The sequence below is a fragment of the Mycobacterium sp. genome (genome assembly GCF_044223235.1).
Taxonomy (GTDB): Bacteria; Actinomycetota; Actinomycetes; order Mycobacteriales; family Mycobacteriaceae; genus Mycobacterium.
Genome location: NZ_JBGAME010000002.1, coordinates 283,909 through 302,044 on the forward strand (window position 1 = coordinate 283,909; position 18,136 = coordinate 302,044).

Sequence of the window (18,136 nt, forward strand, 5' to 3'; positions counted from 1 at the left end):
CGATGGACGAATCCGCGGGCGGGCCGGTCGCCGAGGATGTGCGGCGGCGGATCCTGTCGATGCTGGCGACGGGGGCGCTGCGGCCGGGCGCCCGGCTCGGCTCGGAACGGGATATGGCGGAACACTTCGCGGTGTCGCGAACCACGCTGCGCAGCGCGCTGCTGCCGCTGAGTCAGGCGGGCGTTCTCGAGCGCCGCACCGGGCGCGGTGGCGGCACTTTCGTGAAATCGGATCTGGTGCAGCGCAACGCGGCCGAGCTGGCCGGGTTACCTGCCCGGCTGCACAGCGGCGGGCACACCAGCGCGACCACGGTGCTGGCCGCCGAACGCCGGTTGGCCAGCCCGAATGAGGCGGCGGTGCTCGGATGCGCGGAGGTGATCGCCGTCCGGCGCCTGCGTCACGCCGACGGTGTCCCGCTCTCGCTGGATCTGGCACGGTTCGCCGCGGCGGCGGTGCCTGATCTGCTCGACCGGCCGCTGGACGGGTCGCTGTACGAACTCATCGAGGCGCACTACGGGTTGGTGCCGGTGTCGTCGACGGAAACCATCGAGGTGGTCAGCGCCAACGTCGAGGAGGCCGACCTGCTCGGAGTGCCGGTCCGGCGACCGCTGCTGGCCATCACCCGCATCGCCAGCGACGCGGCCCGTGGCCCGTTCGAATACTCCCTTGACCTGTTCCGGGCCGATCGAGTGCGGCTGACCGCCACCACCTCGACTCCCGCCGAGCGCGAGCGCCGCGGCACCGACGGGCGGGTCGAGCTGTCGGTCAGCGGGCGCTGAGTCACGGGTGTGAACCCAGGCCGGGGATGATGTCGCCCAGGCTGAAGGTCAGTGGCTGGTCGAGCTGGTCGTAGGTGCACGAGCGCGGATCGCGGTCGGGTCGCCAACGGTTGAACTGGGCGGTGTGGCGGAAGCGTCGGCCCTCCATGTGGTCGTAGCGGACCTCGACCACGCGTTCGGGTCGCAGCGGCACGAAGGACAGGTCCTTGCCCGCGTTCCAGCGCGAGCCTTCGTTGCGGCGCGGGGTGCGGTCACCGGCGATGTGGGAGGCCCAGTTCCACGGGTGGGCGTCGAAGGTGGTGACCAGCGGCTGCAGCTCGGTGAACAGTTCGCGGCGCGTCGCCATGGGGAAGGCGCCGACCACCCCGACCGAGGCCAGCGTGCCGTCGTCGGCGTAAAGCCCCAGCAGCAGCGAACCGATCGCGTCGGCGCCGGACTTGTGTATTCGGTAGCCGGCCAGCACGCAGTCGGCGGTGCGCTCGTGCTTGATCTTGAACATCACGCGTTTGTCGGGCTGGTAGGTGATCGATAGCGGCTTGGCGATCAACCCGTCCAGGCCGGCGCCCTCGAAGGTGTGGAACCACCGCTGCGCGGTGGCCAGCTCGGTGGTCGCGGGTGTGAGGTGGACCGACGGGCCACCACTTCGACCCAACGCATCGACCAGGGCGGCGCGGCGCTCGCCGAACGGCCGCGCGGTGTAGTCGTCGTCGCCGAGGGCAAGCAGGTCGAACGCGATGAACGACGCGGGTGTCTGCTCGGCGAGCATGCGCACCCGCGACGCGGCGGGGTGCAGCCGCAGCTGCAGCGCCTCGAAATCGAGGCCGTGCTTGGTGGCGATCACGATCTCACCGTCGATCACGCAGCGTCGCGGCAGTTCGGCGGTGATCGCCGCGACGAGTTCGGGGAAGTAGCGCGTCATCGGGCGTTCGTTGCGGCTGCCCAGCTCGACCTCGTCGCCGTCTCGGAAGCAGATCGTCCTGAATCCGTCCCATTTCGGCTCGTAGGACGCCCCGGGTGGGATCGACCGCACCGGTTTGGCCAGCATGGGCGACACCGGGGGCATGACGGGCAGCTGCACACGACCATTCTCTCGGGCCGAATCGATGACATTGCCCGGGTGCGCCGGTCTACGTGAGTATGGAGACCGTGGACCTACCCGTGTTGCCACCGCTGGAGCCGATGCTGGCCAAGGCCCAGGTGAAGGTTCCGCCCGAAGCGGGGGTGTGGTCCTACGAACCGAAGTGGGACGGCTTCCGAGCCCTGGTGTTCCGCGACGGCGACAACGTCGTGCTGCAGTCGCGCAACGGCAAGGAACTCGGCCGGTACTTTCCTGAACTCCTCGACGCCCTGCGTGACGGGCTCGCCGACCGCTGCGTGCTCGATGGCGAGGTGGTGGTGCCGCGCGAGATCGACGGCCGGATGCGGCTGGACTGGGATTCGCTGTCCCAGCGCATTCACCCCGCCGCCAGCCGGGTCACGATGCTCGCGGAACAGACCCCGGCGCACTTCATCGGTTTCGACGCGCTGGCCACCGGCGATACCTCGTTGATGGGTGAGCCGTTTCGCGTCCGCAGACAGGCGCTTGCGGAAGCCGTCGACGACGACCATGAGTGGTGCCACGTCACCCGCACCACCGAGGATCCGCAGCTGGGTGCGCAGTGGCTCGACACGTTCGAGGGTGCCGGGCTCGACGGTGTGATCGCCAAACGGCTCGACGGCCCCTATCTGCCGGGTAAACGCGAGATGGTCAAGGTCAAACACGCCCGCGACGCGGACTGCGTCGCCATCGGCTACCGCGTACACAAGAGCGGCGAAGGGGTCGGGTCGATCCTGCTCGGCCTGTACCGCGACGACGGTGAGCTCCAGATGGTCGGCGGCGCCGCGTCGTTCACCGTCAAGGACCGGCTCAAGCTGCTCGCCGACCTCGAACCGCTGCGCAAGGGCGAAGACATCGTGCAGGACGGTGAACCCAGCCGGTGGAACTCGGCGGCCGACAAACGCTGGATCCCGATCGAGCCCGACCGGGTGTGCGAGGTCGCCTACGATCAGATGGAAGGAAACATCGTGCACGGCAAGCGGTTTCGCCACGCGGTGAAGTTCGTCCGGTGGCGGCCGGACCGCGACCCCACGAGTTGCACCTTCGCTCAGCTCGATGTGCCCGTCAACTACGACCTGTTCGACGTGCTGGAGTCCTGACATGGCAACCGCTGCTGAGGAGATCGACGTCGACGGGGTGGCCGTCCGGCTGACCAACCGGGACAAGGTGTACTTCCCGAAGCTGGGTGCCGACGGCACCAAGGGCACGCTGTTCGAGTACTACCGTGCCGTCGCCGATCGCATGGTGGCGCTGCTGAAGGACCGCCCGACGCATCTGCAGCGGTTCCCCGAGGGCATCGACGGCGAGGAGATCTACCAGAAGCGGGTGCCGCAGAAGCACCCCGACTACCTCGAGACGTGCACCGTGACCTTCCCGTCGGGCCGCACCGCCGACGCGCTGAAGGTGACCCACCCGTCGTCGATCCTGTGGGCGGCGCAGATGGGCACCATCACGCTGCATCCGTGGCAGGTGCGCTGTCCGGACACCGAGCATCCCGACGAACTGCGCATCGACTTGGACCCGCAGCCGGGCACCGGGTTCGCCGAGGCCAGCACTATCGCGGTGGACATCCTCAAACCGCTGCTCGATGAGCTCGGCCTGGTCGGCTATCCCAAGACCTCCGGGGGTCGCGGCGTGCACGTCTTCCTGCGGATCCGCACCGACTGGGATTTCCTGGCGGTGCGCCGCGCCGGGATCGCGCTGGCCCGCGAGGTGGAGCGCCGCGCACCCGACGCGGTGACCACCTCGTGGTGGAAGGAAGAAAGAGGCGCGAGGGTCTTTGTGGACTACAACCAGAACGCCCGCGACCGCACCTTCGCGTCGGCGTATTCGGTGCGCAAGACCCCCATCGCGACGGTGTCGACGCCGCTGACGTGGGAGGAGCTGCGCGGCGCAGACCCCGACGACTACACCATGGCCACGGTGCCCGACCTGGTCGCCGGGCGCGACGATCCGTGGGCGGCCATCGACGACGACAAACAGTCGCTGGAACCCTTGCTTGAGATGGTCAAGGCCGATGAGGAGCGCGGGCTGGGTGACCTGCCCTACCCGCCGAACTATCCGAAGATGCCAGGCGAGCCTCCGAGGGTGCAACCGAGCAAGAAGGTGGCGGAGCACTGGGATGAGGAGGGTAACCGCCGGAGCTGATCGGGGCCACGGGGGCGTGGGCCGGGCAGGCCGGAGCGGGCCCCTGGAGGCACTGCGCACTAGCATCGGTGACGTGCGAGGCGACAGCGCTGGCCGCCACGACGCCAGCGGTTGGCAGGTCGGAGTCGAGCGAGCCGGGGATACTGACAGGAGGAACCCGGGGAGCCGATGAACATCCGCAAAGTCACCGCTGCACTGGCAATCATCGCGATGGTCGTCACCGGTATCTCCATCACGGTGTACATGGTGTTCGCCGACCACTCGCCGCAACCGGCACCCCCGCGGGCCGCGCCGCCGCCGTCGGTTCCGCTGCCCTTCGAGTTCAGCATCGGCGTCGACGTCACCGCGCACGACTGCGACCCGGCGGGCGCGTGTGTGTACGTCTACACGATCAACCCGAAATACATCGGCCTGCACCCCTTGCCGGAGACCCCGTTCACCGTCGAATACAAGGTGGAGGGCGGGCATGAACCCCAGCAGGGCAAGTTCGTCGTGCACGACGGCACGGCCGAGATCATGAAGGACGTCAGCGTGCATGGCCCGCCGGATGCCCGGCTGCAGGCCGCCGCAACGCGGGTGGTGGGCTGAGCCTCACCCGATCGCCAGCCTCACCAGATCGCGTGGTGGTGGATCAGGGCGTCGGACACCAGGGCGATGCCCACGACCAGAAACAACACCCGCACCGACATCGGACCGTAGCGGGTGAGGGTGCGCACGATCCTGCGCTGCATGCGCTGCGCCCGCACGGTGCGTCTGGTTGCCAGCGTCAGCACCACCAGTGACGGCGTCAGCGCGATCGCGCAGTAGACGACCACGATCAGCGGCCAGAACTGCGGCAGCGGATTGCGGGCCGAGAGCATCGCAAGGGCGGTCAAATAGGGCACCGCCGTCGGGGCCTGTCCGAGCCCCACCGCGATCCCGACGAACCCGAGCAGCCACGGCCGCTGCCGCATGGCCGTCATCGCCCACCCCGGCGCGGTGGTCTGCGCCACCAGCGGGAAGAAGGCCAGGCAGATCAGCACGATGCCCAGCGCCAGCTCACCGCGGTAGCGCAGCGTCGGCGTCAGCTCGAAGTTCATCACATCGGTGAGGAAACTCAGGCCGAGCACCATGCCGATGCCGAACGTCGTGGTTACGGTGAACACGCCCGCGATGAAGCTCAGCCCCCCGGGGACGGGGGAGCGGCGGCCCAGCCGGCTGTCATACACGACCGCCGAGGTCACCCCGACATTCAGCACGTTGAGGGAGTCGAGGAACGCGAATCCCGACATCGCAAGTAGAAGAGCCAGCATGACCGGATAGAAGCTACGCGAGTCCCGGCGCGCTCGCCCGGCGGCCGGCTACGACCAGCGCCATCACCAGGCGGAGTCAGAGGCCGGAGGTCAGCGCGGCCTTCCCGGTGCGTTCCTGGCCGGTGACGTCGATCCAGGTGAGGTCGATGACGTCGCCGGGGTAATGGCGGTCCAGCACGGAGGTCAGCGTGGACGACGAATCCAGCGGTACGCCGTCGATGGACGTCAGCACATCGCCGTCGCGCAGGCCGGCCGCATCCGCCGGTCCGCCGCGGAACACCTCCTGGATCAGCACGCCGTGACCATCCCGCAGCGGGGCAGTGCGCACCCCTACGCCCAGCAGCGTCGGCGGCCCGATATGCACCGTGTCGGACGGCACCCGGGCACGGATCTGGTTGGCCACCCCCATGGCGTCGTTGATCGGGATCGCGAAGCCTTTCCCGCCGGGGCCCATGCGGAAGTTCACCGATGCCGCCGTGGTGATCCCGACCACCTGTCCTGCGCCGTTGACGACCGGGCCCCCGGAGTCGCCGGCACGGACCGGGGCGGCGAATTCGATCAGCCCGCCCAGTTCGTCGGAGGTGCCGGTCAGCGAGTCCTCGGCGTTGACGGTCCGGCCGAACCCGGTCACCGTGCCCACCTCGTAGGTCAACGGCGCGCCGGAGCCCTCGGCGTTACCCAGCGCGACCACCGGCTCACCGGGTGCCAGTTGCGCGGAGTCGCCGATCGGCGCCGTCGGCAGCCCGCCTGCGCCGAGCAACTGCAGCACCGCGACATCGCGCCTGCGGTCGTACCCGACCAGGTCGGCGGTGTAGGTGCGCCCCGCGACGGTGACATCGATCCGGTCGGCGCCCTGGACGACGTGGTAGTTGGTCAGCACCTGACCGCCCGGGTCGATCACGATGCCGGTGCCGATGCCGTAGGCGTTCTGGTACTCGATCGTCGTGTCGATGCGTGCCACTGCCTGCTCGACGCCCGCCGCCGCGGCGACGGGATCGCCCGGCAATGCCGCCGAAACTGCCGGATTGACCCCGGCCAGCAACGCCAGCAGCGAGATGAAGACCGTCAGCAACGTCGCCGAACGGCGACGCGCGAGATGTCTGCCCATGTCCTCATCTTGTCTGGGAGTTCGATGGCTGTCGACGGATGCCCCGCCGACCTGGTCAATCGGCTCGATCCTCGATGGCGACGGCGCCTCGCGGCCGTTTGCGGCGCCGCGACAGCAGTGCTTTTCCTGCCGGCCGACGATTCCGCAGACCGCCGGATACCGGTTGGTCGGCGTCGAGGCTGTCAGGCTCCGGCTCCGCCGGTCCTGAGATGTCGTCACTTGCATCCACGTCCCCGTCGTCGGCCTGCCGAGCGGTGACGGAGGCTGCGGTTCCCGCATCCTCGCCGTCGTTCTCAGTCGACTCGGCGTTCTCAGTGGCCTCATCGGAATCGGAGCCGGCGGCGTTAGCGTCCTCGACATCGACATCGACATCGACCTCGTCCGCGGCTTCGGGGGCTTCGGTGTCTTCGGGGGCCGTCCTGCCGCGGCCGCGCGGCTCCCTGACCTTCAGCGGCTTGGGCGCCGGTGGTGGCAACTCCGCGACGAAAGCCAGGTAGAAGGCGAACATGCCCAGCAGCGCGATCGCTGCCGCGGCGCCGTAAACGCCGAACAGCCATGGGCCGGCGGCGTCGAGGCTCAACCAGATCTCGCCGATCGCGGTGCCGACGATCAACACCGCCGCGAGCACATGCAGCACGATCGACGACACCCGTAGCCGCAGCGCCAGCGTGGGGGTGCGGTACTCGGGTCGGCGCGTACGCACCAGGGTGAAGACCACGGGAAGCGCGGCCAGCCCGATGAGCGCGCCGGTGATGATGCGCAGGACCGTGCCAAGCGTGTGGGAGGTCTGACCCATCAGTTCCGGCCAGCGCGGCAGCACGAAGAAGAAGTACAGGCCTGCGGCGACGATCGAAAGTGGCGCGTGCCAGACCACCGCGGCGGTGCGGCCCATACCCCTCCTCGAACTCGTCGGCCGGTGGAGATCCGGCCGGTTCGACCGGACCGGACCATCCACGGGCCTCGCGCGGAGGATGCGGGATTTGAACCCGCGAGGGCTGTTAACCCAACCCGCGTTCCAGGCGAGCGCCATAGGCCACTAGGCGAATCCTCCGCGGCCATGGTAGCTGACCGTGTTGGCATGCCCGTCGGGTTGCCCGACGCGCGCCGGTATTACACTCGGCGTGGACCCCGCGCGGCGTCCATCCTGTGAACTCCCCCAGGGCCGGAAGGCAGCAAGGGTCAACGGGCTCTGGCGGGTGCGCGGGGTCCCCCAATCTGAGGATCCGCGGCTACCCGAAGGTGAAGGCCCACCGTGTCGTTTCAGTCTCTCGGCCGTGATGAGCTGCGCGCACACCACGACGTTCAGCTGCGCAACTACGCCGACCTGCAGGCCAAAGGGCTCAGCCTGGACCTGACCAGGGGTAAGCCGTCCCCGCCGCAGCTGGACCTCTCCAATGCGCTGCTCACGCTGCCGGGTGCCGGCCGCGACGCCTACCGCGACGCCGACGGCACCGACACCCGCAACTACGGTGGACTGCACGGGCTGCCCGAGCTGCGGGCGATCTTCGGCGAATTGCTCGGTATCCCCGTGCCGAATCTCATCGCGGGCAACAACGCCAGCCTGGAATTGATGCACGACGTCGTGACCTTCTCGATGCTGCACGGCGGCTCGGATTCGGCGCGGCCGTGGATCCAGGAACCCAGGGTGGCGTTTCTGTGCCCTTCTCCGGGGTACGACAGGCACTTCGCGATCTCCGAGGCGCTCGACATCGAGATGATCCCGGTGCCGATGCACGAGGACGGACCGGACGTCGACCTGATCGAGGAGCTCGTCGCCGCCGACCCGGCCATCAAGGGCATGTGGTGCGTTCCGGTCTACTCGAATCCGACCGGCGCCACCTACTCCTGGGAAAACGTTCGTCGCCTGGTCCAAATGCGCACGGCGGCAAACGATTTCCGGTTGTTCTGGGATAACGCGTATGCGGTGCACACGCTCACCCACGAATTCGTCCGGCAGGTCGACGTGCTGGGTCTGGCAGAGGCGGCAGGAAACCCGAACCGGCCGCTGGTGTTCGCGTCCACCAGCAAGATCACCTTCGCGGGCGCGGGGGTGAGCTTCTTCGGCGGTTCGCTGGGCAATATCGCGTGGTATCTGCAGTACGCGGGGAAGAAATCGATCGGCCCGGACAAGCTCAACCAGCTGCGGCACCTGCGGTTCTTCGGCGACGCGGACGGGGTGCTGCTGCACATGCAGCGGCATCAGCAGCTGCTGGCGCCGAAGTTCGCGCTGGTCCTGCAGATCCTCGAGGACCGCCTGCGCGAGTCGAAGATCGCGTCGTGGACCGACCCCAAGGGCGGGTACTTCATCAGCCTGGACGTGCTGCCCGGCACCGCGCGGCGGACGGTGGCGCTCGCCAAGGACGCCGGCATCGCGGTCACCGAGGCGGGTGCGTCGTACCCCTATCGGAAAGACCCGGAGGACAAGAACATCCGCATCGCGCCGTCGTTCCCGTCCGAGCCGGAGTTGCGTGACGCGATCGACGGTCTCGCCACGTGCGCGCTGCTCTCGGCCACCGAGGTGCTGCTGAAGGACTGAGTTCGGATCCGGCTCGGTCGGAGTGTCTGGGTAGCCTGCTTCCGTGGCTCTCTACCGCAAGTACCGACCAGCCTCCTTCGCCGACGTCGTCGGCCAGGAGCACGTCACCGAGCCGCTGTCCACGGCGCTCACGGCCGGCCGGATCAACCACGCCTACCTGTTCTCCGGTCCGCGCGGCTGCGGCAAGACGTCGTCGGCGCGTATTCTGGCGCGCTCACTGAACTGCGAGCAGGGCCCGACGGCCACGCCGTGCGGGGTATGTGACTCGTGTGTCGCGCTGGCGCCCAACGGGCCAGGCAACGTGGACGTCGTCGAACTCGACGCGGCCAGCCACGGCGGTGTCGACGACACCCGGGAACTGCGTGACCGTGCCTTCTACGCCCCGGCACAGTCCCGGTATCGCATCTTCATCATCGACGAAGCGCACATGGTCACCAACGCGGGCTTCAATGCGCTGCTCAAGATCGTCGAGGAACCACCGGAACATCTGATCTTCGTCTTCGCCACCACCGAGCCGGAGAAGGTGCTGCCCACCATCCGGTCGCGGACCCATCACTATCCGTTCCGGCTGCTCGCCCCGCGCACCATGCGGTCCCTGCTGGAACGGATCTGCGCCGACGAGGGTGTCACCGTCGACGAGGCGGTGTATCCGCTGGTCATCCGGGCGGGCGGGGGTTCGCCCCGCGACACGTTGTCGGTCCTCGACCAGTTGCTGGCCGGCTCGGAGGGCGGTCACGTCCAATACCAGCGCGCGCTGGCGCTGCTGGGCGCCACGGATATCGCGCTCATCGACGACGCCGTCGACGCGCTGGCCGCCGGTGATGCGGCCGCGCTGTTCGGTGCGGTCGAGTCGGTGATCGACGCCGGCCACGATCCCCGCCGGTTCGCCATCGACCTGCTCGAACGGTTCCGCGACCTCATCGTGCTGCAGGCGGTGCCCGATGCCGCGGCACGCGGCGTGGTGGACGCCCCCGACGATGTGCTGGATCGCATGCGCGAGCAGGCCGCCCGCATCGGGCCCGCGACGTTGACGCGGTACGCCGAGGTGGTGCACGCCGGGCTCGGCGAGATGCGCGGCGCCACCGCGCCGCGGCTGTTGCTCGAGGTGGTGTGTGCGCGGCTGCTGCTGCCGTCGGCCAGCGACACCGAGTCCGCGCTGCTGCACCGCGTCGAGCGCATCGAGAACCGGCTGGCGATGTCGATTCCGGCCGCGGAGGCCGCCGCCGGTCACGACTCCGGAAACGCCATCGGCAATGCCCTCGGCACTGCCAATGCCACCGCTAACGCCCTCGGTGGCGCCCCCGCCCAGCCGCCCGCCGCGCCGTCCAGGCAATACGCCCGCAAGAGCCGGGCCGCCGACCCGACCCCACCCGCGGCGCAGCCGGTGGCGCGGCCGCCGGTGCCCGAGCCGACCCCCGCCGCGGCGCCCCCCTCGCCCGAGCGGGCCCCCGCACCTCAGCCGGCCCCCGCGCCGGCTGCGTCCGCCCCGCCGGTCGCCCCGGCGGCCCCGGACGCGGCGGCGGTGCGCAGACAGTGGAGCACGATCCGGGACAAGGTCCGGCAGCTGCGGCGGCCCACCGACGTCATGCTCGACGGCGCGACCGTGCTGACCGTCGACGGGGATACCCTGGTGCTCAGCCATCCGTCCGCACCGCTGGCCAAACGTCTTGTCGAGCAACGCAATTCCGACGTGATCCGGGAAGCGCTCAAGGATGTGCTCGGGGTGGACTGGAAGATCCGGTGCGAGGCGGGTGGAGCGCCCCCACCCCCGCAAGGCCCGCCGGAGCCGGAGGTCGACCTCGCGCGTCAGCGGGCTCAGCGCGCCGAAGAGGACGACATGATGGCGGAGGCGACCAGTGACATCGCGGCCCCGCGCCGCGATCCCGAGGAAGCCGCGCTCGAACTCCTGCAGAACGAGCTGGGGGCCCGCCGCATCGACGGCGGGTGACCGCCGACCGACGCTACGCGTCCCACCACGGACGCAGCGGCAGCCCGCCGCCGGATCCGTCTTCGCCCAGCTTGACCGCCAGAACCTGGTGCAGCTGAACGACATTCGTCTCGAAGCCCAGCCGCGAACCGGCCATGTAGAGGCCCCACACCTTGGCGGTGGGCAGACCCACCTCGGCGACGGCCTCGTCCCAGTGCTCGACCAGGTTGGCGCACCAGTCGCGCAGCGTCATCGCGTAGTGATGGCGCAGGTTCTCCTCGTGGACGACTTCGAGGCCGGTGTTCTGCATCTCGGTGATGATGCGGCCCGAACCCGTCAGTTCACCGTCGGGGAAGACGTAACGATCGATGAATCCGCCCGCGGTGGCACCGGCCCGGTTGTCGGGACGCGTGATGCAATGGTTGAGCAGCAGCGCGCCGGTACGCATCCTGTTCTGCAGGAACTCGAAGTAGGCCGGATAGTTCTGCACGCCGATGTGCTCGGTCAGACCGATCGACGACACGGCGTCGAATCCGGTCTCGCGCACGTCGCGGTAGTCGCAGAGCCTGACCTCGGCCAGATCACCGAGACCCTCGTCGGCGATCGCCCGCTGCGCCCAAGCGGCCTGCTCCTTCGAGAGGGTCACACCGATCGCCTTCACCCCGTGGCGGGCCGCGTAGCGCACCATGCTGCCCCAGCCGCAGCCCACGTCGAGCAGGCGGTCACCCGGCTTGAGCCGCAGTTTCTCGAAGACGAGGCGGTACTTGTTGTCCTGGGCCTCCTCCAGCGTCGCATCCGGCCGGGGATAGCACGCGCAGGTGTAGGTCATCGACGGCCCGAGCACCCATTCGTAGAACGTGTTGGACACGTCGTAGTGGTGGTGGATCGCTTCGGCATCGCGGGTCCGGCTGTGCCGCAAGCCTTCGGCGATCCGGCGCCAGCGGGGCAGTGCCTCCTGCGGAGGCGGTGCGATCGGCCGGAGATGCTCGAAGCCGATCGAACGGATGATGTTCGCGAGCACCCGAGCCCGGGGCCGCCGGAAATCCATCTTGTGGGCGAGGGCCTTCAGCAGGTCATACGGGTCGCCCGGATGCACGCCGCGCAGTTCGATGTCACCCGACACGTAGGCACGGGCCAGGCCCAGATCGCCTGGTGCGGTGGCCAGATACGTCGTGCCACGCGGGGTTCTCAGGTCCAGGCCCAGCGTTGCCTCCTCGGCCCCCGATTCGCTGCCGTCGTACGCCGTGAACCTCAGCGGCAGCTTGGCGGCGGCAAAGATCGCCAGTACCTCGGCCAGGGACAGCCTGCCCGCTCTGTCAGGCGACTCTGCCGCCCGGTCCTTGAACGTCGTCATTGGTGCCGCACCGCCTTCGCATACAGGTCGAGCAGACGTGAGTCGGGATCGTAGGCCTTCTTCACTGTCTTGTAGGTTTCCCCGCCGTACAACTCGTTGAACGTGTCGAGCGAATAAAATGATTCCGAATAGAGCGACTTGTGCCCCTCGAGCTCGCTGACCCTCGCCTCGATGAGCCTGTTCGTCTCGCCGTCGACATCTCCCGCGGGCACCGACGACCAGAAGCCGACGTTGACATAGCTGCGGTGCGGCCTGATCGGATAGAGCGGCCAACCCGTCTGGTCACGTAACCGCAGCGGGCACAGCCAGATTGGTTCGATGGGTACGGTCGCGAGGAACCAATCCAGAAACTCCGCAGCCCGTTGGAGGGGAACCTCGATATCCTGCACCACACGTTCCCGCGGCGGCAGTCCTTTACGCCTCTCGATCCGGTCGGCGATGGCGAACCGCTGGTCGATTCCGATGAGTTTCCAATAGAAGCTGCTTCGCCGGTAGCGGCGCGGCCAGAACCGGCGGAGTTGCGGATGCTGCGCGCCGAAAGCCCGTGAGCACCAGAACCAGTCGGTGTCCCAGCGCCACAGGTAGTCGTGGATGGTCAGGCGATCGTCCTTTACACCCTGATCGTGCTGAATCGACCGGTAGTAGATGCGCTTTCCTGTGTAGTCGCTGACCGGACCCGGTGTGGACGTCTTGAAACCGACGCACAGATAGCTTTCATGTGAGCTGAACACCACACCGTCGAGATAGTCGACCGGTACGCCGTCGAGGCCGCCGGTCTCGATGATGCGGTCCATGCCGGCAATGAGGTCGGACACCGACCTGAACCGCAGGTGGCGGAGTGCGACAAACGGTTTGACGGGTTCCAGCTCGATGCGAAGCCGTACCGAATAGCCCAGCGTCCCATAAGAATTGGGAAAAGCCCTGAAGAGGTCGGCATGCCGGTCGGGTGACAGCGTGAGCACCTCGCCCGCGCCGGTGAGCACGTCCATCTCCAGCACGGACTCATGCGGTAAACCGTTGCGAAATGACGCCGATTCGATGCCGAGCCCGGTCACCGCACCGCCCAGGGTGATCGTTTTCAGTTGCGGCACAACCAGCGGGGCCAGTCCGTAGGGCAGGGTCGCCGCGACGATGTCCTCGTAGGTGCACATGCCCGCGACATCGGCCGTGCGAGCATCCGCATCGATGCTGATGACGTTGGTCAGCCCCGACGTGTCCAATCCCTTGCCGGTGGACTTGGCGCGCACCCGGAAAAGATTGGACGTGGGCTTGGCGAGTCGTACCGTCGCCGTTGCGGACAGAGCACGATAGCTGGCAAGCAGCCGTTCCACGCCCGCGGCGTGGGCTGCCTGTGCGTCGGTCGGAACAACAGACACACATATACGCTAGTCGGCGGTTGCAGTAGGTGCGACCGCACGAACCGGTATCACACCGGGTCAGCTATCTATCGAGGAGTTCTCACTTTATGGGACAGGTCAGTGCGGCCAGCACCGTCGTGATCAACGCAGACCCCGCGGCGGTGCTCGCCGCGGTCGCGGACTATCAGACGGTCCGGCCGAAGATTCTTTCCCCGCATTACAGCGGCTACCAGGTCCTGGAGGGTGGACAGGGGGCGGGCACCGTTGCCACCTGGAAGCTGCAGGCCACCAAGTCGCGGGTGCGTGACGTAAAGGCGTCCGTCGACGTCGCCGGGCACACCGTCATCGAGAAGGACGTCAACTCGTCGATGGTCACCAACTGGACCGTCACCCCCGCGGGGGAGGGTTCGTCGGTCACCGTCAAGACCAGCTGGACCGGCGCCGGTGGGGTCAAGGGCTTCTTCGAGAAGACCTTCGCGCCGCTGGGGCTGCGCAAGATCCAGGCCGAGGTGCTCGAGAACCTGAAGAAGGAAACCGAGGCCCGCTAGCCGCACGAAAGGGGCCAGGCGAGGGCCGGTAACGGCTCGCCGCTTGCGCCGATTTCTGCGGGGTGGTCGCAAAACCGCTGGGGGCACTGCCCTCCCGCAGATCTCGGTGCGCGAACGGACGGTGCGCGAAAGGGTGGCGCGAGGCCGGCGAGCGTTATGTGCTCTGCTGCCCCAGGAACGTCGCGAGCCCGCGCACCACCGCGTCGGCGTACTTCTGGCGACCGTCCGGCGTCTTCATCAGGCCGGAGTCGACGGGGTTCTTCATGTTGCCGAGCTCGACGAGGATCGACGGGTACTGCGCCAGGTTCAGCCCCGCGATATCCGCCCGCGGATCCAGCCCACCCTCACCGATGTAGTTCGCGGGCGGGATGCCCGAGCCCTGCAGCTGGTCGCGCATGACCTGCGCGAACTTTACGGACGGTCCGGCCTGGGCCTGATTCAGCGGCGGCGACGAGTACAGCACGTGGAAGCCGCGCCCGGTGGGTGGGCCGCCGTCGGCGTGGATCGATACGACCGCGTTCGGGCGCAGCGCGTTGGCCATCGCGGCTCGTTCGTCCACGCACGGGCCCAGCGCGTTGTCGTTGCCGCGCGACATCGCCGTCCGCACGCCGAGGGCCGTCAGGGCCAGCCGGATGCGCAGCGTGGTGTCCCAGGTGAACGTGTGCTCGGGATAGCCGTCGTCCGTCGACGTTCCGCTGGCCTGGCAGTCCTTGGTGCCCCCGCGACCGGTCGGCACCTGCCTGGAGATGGAGGCGTCGTTCGCCCCGTTGTGGCCCGGGTCGAGGAAGACGATCATGCCCGCGATGTTGGCCGGCGCCGCGGTGGCGACAGGACTGGTCAACGCGGACGCGGCGACAACCACGCTGGCCGCGATGGCGCCGACACGCAGAATTGCGGGTACTGGCACCGCGTCACGGTAGCCCGGCGGCGACTACGCTGAAAGTCCAAACCGTCGTCTGTCGGCGAGAGCAACCAAGTCGAGACCAACACGAAATCAACACGCAAGGGGACCAGTCATGCAACCAGGTGGCCAGCCCGACATGTCGGCGCTGCTCGCGCAGGCGCAGCAGGTGCAGCAGCAGCTGATGGAGGCGCAGGAGGCGCTGGCCAACGCCGAGGTGCACGGACAGGCCGGCGGCGGCCTGGTCCAGGTCACGATGAAGGGCAGCGGCGAGGTGGTGGGGGTGGCCATCGACCGTAAGGTCGTCGACCCCGACGATGTCGAGACGCTGCAGGATCTGATCGTGGGCGCCATCGCCGACGCGTCCGCGCAGGTCACCATCCTGGCCCACGACCGCCTCGGACCGCTGGCGGGCGGCATGGGCGGTCTCGGGCTGCCGGGGCTGTGACCCGGGTTGTGATATTGCAGCGCAATGTTTGAGGGCCCCGTCCAGGATCTGATCGATGAACTGGGCAAACTGCCCGGCATCGGTCCGAAGAGCGCACAACGGATCGCGTTTCACCTGTTGTCGGTCGAACCACCCGACATCGACCGGCTGACCGCCGCGCTGGCCAGGATCCGCGACGGGGTGACCTTCTGCGCGGTGTGCGGCAACGTCTCCGACGACGAGCGCTGCCGCATCTGCAGTGACCCCCGCCGGGACGCGTCGCTGGTGTGCGTGGTCGAGGAGCCCAAGGATGTGCAGGCCGTCGAGCGCACGCGGGAGTTCCGCGGCCGCTACCACGTGCTCGGCGGGGCGCTTGACCCGCTGTCGGGGATCGGGCCCGAGCAGCTGCGGATTCGTGAGCTGCTCAACCGGATCGGTGAACGCGTCGACGGCGTCGACGTCGCCGAGGTGATCATCGCCACCGACCCCAACACCGAGGGCGAGGCCACCGCGACCTACCTGGTGCGGATGTTGCGCGACATCCCCGGGCTGACGGTGACGCGGATTGCCTCCGGTCTCCCCATGGGCGGCGACCTGGAGTTCGCCGACGAGCTGACGCTGGGCCGCGCACTGACGGGCCGACGCCAGATGGCCTGACGCGCCGGCTAACTTCCAGCGGTAACAGGGCAACCCAGCTCCGCGGCCACCGCACGCATCGCCGCGGCGTCCCGATCCACCGTCATCAGCGCGTCGTCAGGCCCGCACAGTGGCTGAGCCTAGGCATCACCGTCGGCATCGTCGCGGCGGGATTCCTCTACTACTTCTGCTATCTGCGCGCGCGGGCGGGCACCACCTGCTACTTCTCGAGGTAGCCGACGACGAGACCGCGGAGGTCTGACCATGGACATACTCATCACCGGGGCACGGGTGCGCACCTTCGATTCCGCCGCGCCGCGGGCCGAGGCCGTCGGCATCCGCGACGGACGCATCGCCTACGTCGGCGCGGCCACCGATGCGCCCGCCGCGGACCGCCGCATCGACGCGGGCGGCCGGCTGCTCACCCCCGGCGTGATCGACAGCCACAACCACCTGCTGCTCGGCTTCGACGAGGACGCCGTGTCGCTGGAGGGTGCCCACGACCTCGCCGAGGTGCGCCGCCGCATCGCCGAGTTCGCGCAGCGCCGCGGCGACCTCGACTGGATCTGCGCAGAGAACGCGGTGTACTCCATCGTCGAGGGCCGCAGACCCAACGCCGCCGACCTCGGCGGGCTGACCGACAAGCCGATCTTCGTCACCACCTACGACCAGCATTCGGTGTGGCTGAACCGGGCCGCGCTGGCGGTGCTCGGCATCGCGGGCGGCACCGACATCGCTTGGGGACGCCCCGAGCGCGACCCGGTGACCGGCGATCCCACCGGGTGGGTCACCGACTTCTACACCAGTGCAATGACGGAGGCCGGGCTGGCTGCGCTGCAGGCCGACATCCCGATGTACTCCCCGCAGCGCCGCTACCGCAAGGTTCAGTCGAGCATGCGGATGGCCACGGCGCTGGGCATCACCACCGTGGTGGAACCGCAGGTGCCGCTGGCCGAGCTGCCGCTGTTCGAGCGTGCGCTGGCCGAGGGCGTGCTGACTTCGCGGGTGATCGCCGCGTTGTTCCATCCGGTCGGGGCGGACGGGGCGTTCCGGCAGCGGCTGCGCGACGCCGTCGACGGTGCGGCCGACGATCCGCTGCTGCGCCTGGGCCCGGTCAAGCTCTACGCCGACGACGTCATCGAACCCCACACCGCGCTGATGCTGGAGGACTACGCGAACAGGCCAGGGGTCCGGGGACGGCCCAGCTACCCGGGCCGCGAACTCGTCGACGTGCTCGGCGAACTGGATCGGATGGGCTTCCAGACCCACACCCATGCCACCGGCGACGCCGGGATCCGGCTGACCCTCGACGCGATCGAACAGGCCGCCCGCACGAACGGCACCCGCGACCGCAGGCACGGCATCGTGCACGTCGAATGCCTGCATCCCGACGACCTGCCGCGGTTCGCCGCGCTCGGCGTCACCGCGGCCATGCAACCCAGGCACTGCTCACCCGATCTCGTCGCCGGCACCTGGATGGAGAACGTCGGCGAGCAACGGTGGAGCCGGGCCTGGCGGTTCCGCAGCCTGCTGGATTCCGGTGCGACGGTGGCGTTCTCCAGCGACTGGCAGGTCGGCGAGATGGATCCTCTCGTCGGGCTGTACTCCGCGGCGACTCGCGCCGGGCTCGACGGATCGGATCCGTGGACCCCGGATGAGCGGGTCGGCCTCGACAAGGCGCTGGAGGCCTACACCGTGCACGGAGCCCGCGCCTGGCATGCCGAGCACGACCGCGGCCGGATCATCCCCGGCATGCTGGCCGATCTCGTGGTGTGGTCCGACGACCTCTACGCCCACGAGAACGATCCGGCGGGGCTGCTCGACCAGCACGCCGAGGTGACCGTCGTCGGCGGCCGGATCGTCCACTCCGCGGGGGCGGTCGCTGATGCGGTCGGCGCGCCCCTCAGCGTCGACCCCGTCAGCGCGGGCACGGCCGAGACGCACGTGCACTGCCACTGAGCCTTCGTTGCGCCCGCCTACTCTGGCGCCCGCCCCGGCCGCGCCGACCCCGGCCGCGCCGAGATCG

At 68.8% G+C, this 18,136-nt stretch carries 17 protein-coding genes, 1 tRNA gene and 1 other RNA gene; 11 read left to right on the forward strand and 8 right to left on the reverse strand.

The window, feature by feature from the left end:
• The first annotated feature begins 2 nt into the window (after nt 1-2).
• Nucleotides 3-779, forward strand: a complete 777-nt coding sequence (locus ADBZ6K_RS04395; protein ID WP_526344630.1) for a GntR family transcriptional regulator — start codon at nt 3-5, stop codon at nt 777-779.
• 1 nt (nt 780) lies between these two features.
• On the opposite strand, the gene ADBZ6K_RS04400 is transcribed toward ADBZ6K_RS04395, so the two are convergent.
• Complete coding sequence (locus ADBZ6K_RS04400; protein ID WP_526344631.1) at nt 781-1,857, reverse strand: ATP-dependent DNA ligase; 1,077 nt, start codon at nt 1,855-1,857, stop codon at nt 781-783.
• A 59-nt stretch (nt 1,858-1,916) separates the two neighbouring features.
• On the opposite strand from ADBZ6K_RS04400, the gene ADBZ6K_RS04405 reads away from it, so the two are divergent.
• The 3 genes from ADBZ6K_RS04405 (at nt 1,917) to ADBZ6K_RS04415 (ending at nt 4,611) form a co-directional block, all read left to right on the forward strand.
• Nucleotides 1,917-2,975 carry an ATP-dependent DNA ligase gene (locus ADBZ6K_RS04405; RefSeq protein WP_526344881.1) on the forward strand — a complete coding sequence of 353 codons (1,059 nt, stop codon included), beginning with the start codon at nt 1,917-1,919 and terminating at the stop codon, nt 2,973-2,975.
• A gap of 1 nt (nt 2,976) precedes the next feature.
• Nucleotides 2,977-4,023, forward strand: a complete 1,047-nt coding sequence (gene ligD, locus ADBZ6K_RS04410; protein ID WP_526344632.1) for a non-homologous end-joining DNA ligase — start codon at nt 2,977-2,979, stop codon at nt 4,021-4,023.
• A gap of 168 nt (nt 4,024-4,191) precedes the next feature.
• Nucleotides 4,192-4,611, forward strand: a complete 420-nt coding sequence (locus ADBZ6K_RS04415) for a hypothetical protein (protein WP_526344633.1) — start codon at nt 4,192-4,194, stop codon at nt 4,609-4,611.
• Between the two features lie 20 nt (nt 4,612-4,631).
• Here the strand turns inward: ADBZ6K_RS04415 and ADBZ6K_RS04420 are convergent, their stop codons facing one another.
• The 4 genes from ADBZ6K_RS04420 to ADBZ6K_RS04435 all read right to left on the reverse strand — a co-directional run bounded on the left by ADBZ6K_RS04420 (nt 4,632) and on the right by ADBZ6K_RS04435 (nt 7,474).
• Nucleotides 4,632-5,315, reverse strand: coding sequence for a GAP family protein (locus ADBZ6K_RS04420; protein WP_526344634.1), 684 nt, complete (start codon nt 5,313-5,315; stop codon nt 4,632-4,634).
• 76 nt (nt 5,316-5,391) lie between these two features.
• Nucleotides 5,392-6,423, reverse strand: coding sequence for a S1C family serine protease (locus tag ADBZ6K_RS04425; protein ID WP_526344635.1), 1,032 nt, complete (start codon nt 6,421-6,423; stop codon nt 5,392-5,394).
• Nucleotides 6,424-6,478: 55 nt separating this feature from the next.
• On the reverse strand, nt 6,479-7,315 hold the full coding sequence (gene lucA, locus ADBZ6K_RS04430; RefSeq protein WP_526344636.1) for a lipid uptake coordinator LucA: 837 nt from the start codon (nt 7,313-7,315) through the stop codon (nt 6,479-6,481).
• A 73-nt stretch (nt 7,316-7,388) separates the two neighbouring features.
• Nucleotides 7,389-7,474: transfer RNA gene (locus tag ADBZ6K_RS04435), tRNA-Ser, on the reverse strand.
• 69 nt (nt 7,475-7,543) lie between these two features.
• On the opposite strand from ADBZ6K_RS04435, the gene ffs reads away from it, so the two are divergent.
• The 3 genes from ffs to ADBZ6K_RS04450 all read left to right on the forward strand — a co-directional run bounded on the left by ffs (nt 7,544) and on the right by ADBZ6K_RS04450 (nt 10,907).
• Nucleotides 7,544-7,638, forward strand: an RNA gene (ffs, locus tag ADBZ6K_RS04440) — signal recognition particle sRNA small type.
• 37 nt (nt 7,639-7,675) lie between these two features.
• A complete protein-coding gene (locus ADBZ6K_RS04445) occupies nt 7,676-8,959 on the forward strand; it encodes an aspartate aminotransferase type Ic (RefSeq protein WP_526344637.1) in 1,284 nt (427 codons plus the stop codon).
• A gap of 43 nt (nt 8,960-9,002) precedes the next feature.
• Nucleotides 9,003-10,907: a DNA polymerase III subunits gamma/tau gene (locus tag ADBZ6K_RS04450; protein ID WP_526344638.1), complete on the forward strand. Its 1,905-nt coding sequence runs from the start codon at nt 9,003-9,005 to the stop codon at nt 10,905-10,907.
• Between the two features lie 13 nt (nt 10,908-10,920).
• On the opposite strand, the gene ADBZ6K_RS04455 is transcribed toward ADBZ6K_RS04450, so the two are convergent.
• Nucleotides 10,921-12,240 (reverse strand): SAM-dependent methyltransferase, encoded by a 1,320-nt coding sequence (locus ADBZ6K_RS04455; protein ID WP_526344639.1) that lies wholly within the window; start codon nt 12,238-12,240, stop codon nt 10,921-10,923.
• Nucleotides 12,237-13,616, reverse strand: a complete 1,380-nt coding sequence (locus ADBZ6K_RS04460) for an FAD-binding oxidoreductase (RefSeq protein WP_526344640.1) — start codon at nt 13,614-13,616, stop codon at nt 12,237-12,239. Before ADBZ6K_RS04460 ends, ADBZ6K_RS04455 begins: the two co-directional genes overlap by 4 nt.
• A gap of 89 nt (nt 13,617-13,705) precedes the next feature.
• Between ADBZ6K_RS04460 and ADBZ6K_RS04465 the strand changes: the two genes are divergently transcribed.
• Nucleotides 13,706-14,146, forward strand: coding sequence for an SRPBCC family protein (locus ADBZ6K_RS04465; RefSeq protein WP_526344641.1), 441 nt, complete (start codon nt 13,706-13,708; stop codon nt 14,144-14,146).
• A 154-nt stretch (nt 14,147-14,300) separates the two neighbouring features.
• Here ADBZ6K_RS04465 and ADBZ6K_RS04470 read toward each other — a convergent pair whose 3' ends face one another.
• A complete protein-coding gene (locus ADBZ6K_RS04470) occupies nt 14,301-15,053 on the reverse strand; it encodes an Rv3717 family N-acetylmuramoyl-L-alanine amidase (protein WP_526344642.1) in 753 nt (250 codons plus the stop codon).
• Between the two features lie 109 nt (nt 15,054-15,162).
• Here ADBZ6K_RS04470 and ADBZ6K_RS04475 point away from each other — a divergent pair, with 109 nt between their 5' ends.
• The 3 genes from ADBZ6K_RS04475 (at nt 15,163) to ADBZ6K_RS04485 (ending at nt 18,069) form a co-directional block, all read left to right on the forward strand.
• Nucleotides 15,163-15,495, forward strand: a complete 333-nt coding sequence (locus ADBZ6K_RS04475) for a YbaB/EbfC family nucleoid-associated protein (RefSeq protein ID WP_526344643.1) — start codon at nt 15,163-15,165, stop codon at nt 15,493-15,495.
• A gap of 24 nt (nt 15,496-15,519) precedes the next feature.
• Nucleotides 15,520-16,131 (forward strand): recombination mediator RecR, encoded by a 612-nt coding sequence (gene recR, locus ADBZ6K_RS04480; RefSeq protein WP_526344644.1) that lies wholly within the window; start codon nt 15,520-15,522, stop codon nt 16,129-16,131.
• Between the two features lie 243 nt (nt 16,132-16,374).
• Entirely contained in the window at nt 16,375-18,069 is a 1,695-nt protein-coding gene (locus ADBZ6K_RS04485) for an amidohydrolase (protein ID WP_526344645.1), read from the forward strand.
• Nucleotides 18,070-18,136: the final 67 nt, after the last annotated feature.